General features: G+C 45.3%; 6 protein-coding genes and 1 pseudogene. 5 read left to right on the top strand and 2 right to left on the bottom strand.

Features of this window, described 5'->3' with window-relative positions; genetic code table 11:
• Window positions 1-181: 181 nt before the first annotated feature.
• On the bottom strand, window positions 182-427 hold the full coding sequence (locus PMG25_RS11205) for a hypothetical protein (RefSeq protein ID WP_283766985.1): 246 nt from the start codon (window positions 425-427) through the stop codon (window positions 182-184).
• Window positions 428-690: 263 nt separating this feature from the next.
• Between PMG25_RS11205 and PMG25_RS11200 the strand changes: the two genes are divergently transcribed.
• The 5 genes and pseudogenes from PMG25_RS11200 to PMG25_RS24655 all read left to right on the top strand — a co-directional run bounded on the left by PMG25_RS11200 (window position 691) and on the right by PMG25_RS24655 (window position 1,842).
• Window positions 691-981, top strand: a complete 291-nt coding sequence (locus PMG25_RS11200; RefSeq protein WP_283766984.1) for a nucleotidyltransferase family protein — start codon at window positions 691-693, stop codon at window positions 979-981.
• A complete protein-coding gene (locus PMG25_RS11195; protein WP_283766983.1) occupies window positions 971-1,312 on the top strand; it encodes a HepT-like ribonuclease domain-containing protein in 342 nt (113 codons plus the stop codon). The genes PMG25_RS11200 and PMG25_RS11195 overlap by 11 nt, the downstream gene beginning before the upstream one ends.
• A complete protein-coding gene (locus PMG25_RS11190) occupies window positions 1,302-1,412 on the top strand; it encodes a DUF2887 domain-containing protein (protein WP_283766982.1) in 111 nt (36 codons plus the stop codon). The genes PMG25_RS11195 and PMG25_RS11190 overlap by 11 nt, the downstream gene beginning before the upstream one ends.
• Before the next feature lie 40 nt (window positions 1,413-1,452).
• Window positions 1,453-1,518: pseudogene (locus tag PMG25_RS24440) on the top strand (hypothetical protein); the annotation flags it as partial.
• A gap of 51 nt (window positions 1,519-1,569) precedes the next feature.
• Complete coding sequence (locus tag PMG25_RS24655) at window positions 1,570-1,842, top strand: hypothetical protein (protein ID WP_283766986.1); 273 nt, start codon at window positions 1,570-1,572, stop codon at window positions 1,840-1,842.
• A gap of 207 nt (window positions 1,843-2,049) precedes the next feature.
• On the opposite strand, the gene PMG25_RS11180 is transcribed toward PMG25_RS24655, so the two are convergent.
• Window positions 2,050-2,533: tetratricopeptide repeat protein (locus PMG25_RS11180; protein WP_283766981.1), on the bottom strand; the 484-nt coding region annotated here is incomplete at its 5' end.

Below are 2,533 nucleotides of genomic sequence, written 5' to 3'. Positions count from 1 at the left end.
GGAGAGGGACTTTTTCCCCCTTCTCCCTTCGACTTCGCTCCCTTCGACTTCGCTCCCTTCGACTTCGCTCAGGGCAAGCAGGGCAGCGCCTGCGGGAGAAGGGGGTAGGGGGATGAGGGGCAGCCATTACATAACTCATTTAGGTTTGCTATATAAGCATTGGTATCTAATAAAATTGGCTTTAATTCCACAAGCTTTCATCCACCTCCCGAAAAGCCTGAGTATTTTCCAAAAACTCGGCCTCATCGGTTTCTGTCCAAGTTCCCACTACCTGAGACAACAAAACGCGATCGCGCTCTGATAACAAAACTGCATCATTATTGCTACTCCCTGCCTCGTGTAAATCCTGAAGCAGAAACTTAATGAGCTTTAATTTATCCTGCCTCGATAAATCATGCAATTGGGGCAACAAGTTAGTAATCGTCATGTCTAACCTCCAAGCTCAGAGCAATGAACAGTTTGGCCCATCAGCATCGTAGCATCCTAGGGCGCGATCGCCCCCCACCCATTCATATCGCCCCCCACCGAAAGAAACCGGGTTTCTTCCTCATTTGAGGCGCTTGTCCTCACCTCTGGCAGAAACCCGGTTTCTGGCTGCGACAAGGAGCGAAAAGAAACTGGGTTTTTAGTTTCCAGTGCGATCGCTATAATCAGAAGGATATCATAATTATACAATTACTTCATCAAACTATGAATCAGGAAACGGTTATTTCTACCCTGAAAGAGCATCTGGAAACTTTACATCATTTGGGCGTAAAATCTCTCGATTTGTTTGGTTCTGTGGCTCGGAACGAAGCGAGAGCAGATAGCGACCTCGATTTTCTGGTAGAATTTGAAGGACAAATCACGTTTGATGCTTATATGGATTTAAAGTTTTTTCTCGAAGATTTGTTTACCAAAAAGGTCGATTTAGTGATCAAAGAAGACCTGAAGCCTCAAATCCGTGAAGTTGTGATTAATCAAGCCATCCATGTCGCGTAATCTCAGTTTATATCTGGCTGATATTCTCAGCAGTATTGACAAAATCGAAAGTTACACCGGATCGATGACCTATGATGAGTTACTCGAAGATGGACGAACGTTAGATGCTGTAATTCATAACTTCTACATCATTGGAGAAGCAACTAAACAGATTCCTGAGACGATCCGGATTAAGTATCCACAAGTGGAATGGAAAAAGATTGCTGGACTACGAGATATTATTGCCCATGCATATTTCTCGATCAATACTCAAATCATCTGGAGCATTATTCAAACTAAGCTAAAACCGTTGAAAAGCTGTGTTCAAGCGATCTTAAACGATGAAAACTGATACCCTCTTTTACAAAGTCTTCCAAGATTTTCCCCAATTCTTCTTTGAAGTCTGTGGACTTCCCCCAACCAGAGCCAACCTCTACACCTTTACCGAATAATTGTTAATTGTTAATTGTTAATTGCTGAAAAGCCAAAACCCTGATTGCACAGGCAAAATCTCAGTTAACTCAACAACAGGTACAACAGAATCTGATTGATTTGATCGAGACTATAATAGTCTATAAGCTACCCACCAAGAGCCGGGAGGAGATTGAAGTGATGTTAGGACTGAGCGAAATTCGACAAACCAAAGTTTACCAAGAAGCCTTAACTGAAGGACGAGAGGAAGGACGAGAGGAAGGGCGAGAAGAAGGGCGAGAAGAAGGGCGAGAAGAAGGGCGAGAAGAAGGGCGAGAAGAGACACGACAAGAGGTGATTTCCCAGATGGCTCGTTATGGTTTATCTGCTGAAGCGATCGCCGAAATCTTGAGTCTTCCCATGGAAACGGTGACCGAAATCCTAGAAAATTTGGATCGCGACGATCAATAATGGCGCTTCAGAGGGGCGAAAGGTGGCGATCGCCTGGGCAGATCGCGCCACCTCGACGTATCCTGGGGAAAACCTGGGCAAGTTTTGCCCTCTCCCACTCCGAGAGGGACTTAACCCCCTTCTCCCGTAGGAGAAGGGGGCAGGGGGAAGAGGGCACAAGGTTTCTGGCTACGACACGGACATCTCTTCGTTGTTCATTGTTAATTGTTAATTGTTAATTGTTCGTCGAATCCGCCGATAGAGGAAAAGGGCAATAATCCAGAGCAGGGCAAAGGGAAACGCCACGACACCGGCAATAAAACAGAGGGCGAAATTGAACCAGCCTTTCTGAGCAAAGCGGATAAAGGATTTGAACCATGGGGCAGTCGGTAAAGCGTCCAAACCTTGCAGTTCTAATAACTGGTTATTGTAGGAAATCGCTTGTTGATATTGTCCTAGCTGAGAGTGGGCAATGCTTAAATTTTGTAGAGATCTGATTTCTCCAGGCTTATCGCCGATTTGTTGTTGGATTTCCAGAGACTGCTGGTAGAAGGAAATGGCGCTTTCGTAGTCTCCTTGGGATTTGTAAGCGTTGCCTAAGTTGCCCAAAGAAGAGGCAATGCCAGAGCGATCGCCGATTTGTTGAAAGATTTCCAGAGACTGCTGGTAGAAGGATATGGCACTTTCGTAGTCTCCTTGGGAATGGTAAGCA

It is taken from the genome of Roseofilum capinflatum BLCC-M114 (assembly GCF_030068505.1).
Classification (GTDB): domain Bacteria; phylum Cyanobacteriota; class Cyanobacteriia; order Cyanobacteriales; family Desertifilaceae; genus Roseofilum; species Roseofilum capinflatum.
The sequence above is the reverse complement of the archived record's forward strand: the minus strand, read 5'-3'. Positions and strand labels throughout refer to the sequence as shown.

Excerpts from the sequence above, each read along its gene's own strand:
- PMG25_RS11195 (WP_283766983.1), top strand. The coding sequence starts at position 971 with ATGTCGCGTAATCTCAGTTTATATCTGGCTGATATTCTCAGCAGTATT.
- PMG25_RS11205 (WP_283766985.1), bottom strand. The coding sequence starts at position 427 with ATGACGATTACTAACTTGTTGCCCCAATTGCATGATTTATCGAGGCAG.
- PMG25_RS11200 (WP_283766984.1), top strand. The coding sequence starts at position 691 with ATGAATCAGGAAACGGTTATTTCTACCCTGAAAGAGCATCTGGAAACT.
- PMG25_RS11190 (WP_283766982.1), top strand. The coding sequence starts at position 1,302 with ATGAAAACTGATACCCTCTTTTACAAAGTCTTCCAAGATTTTCCCCAA.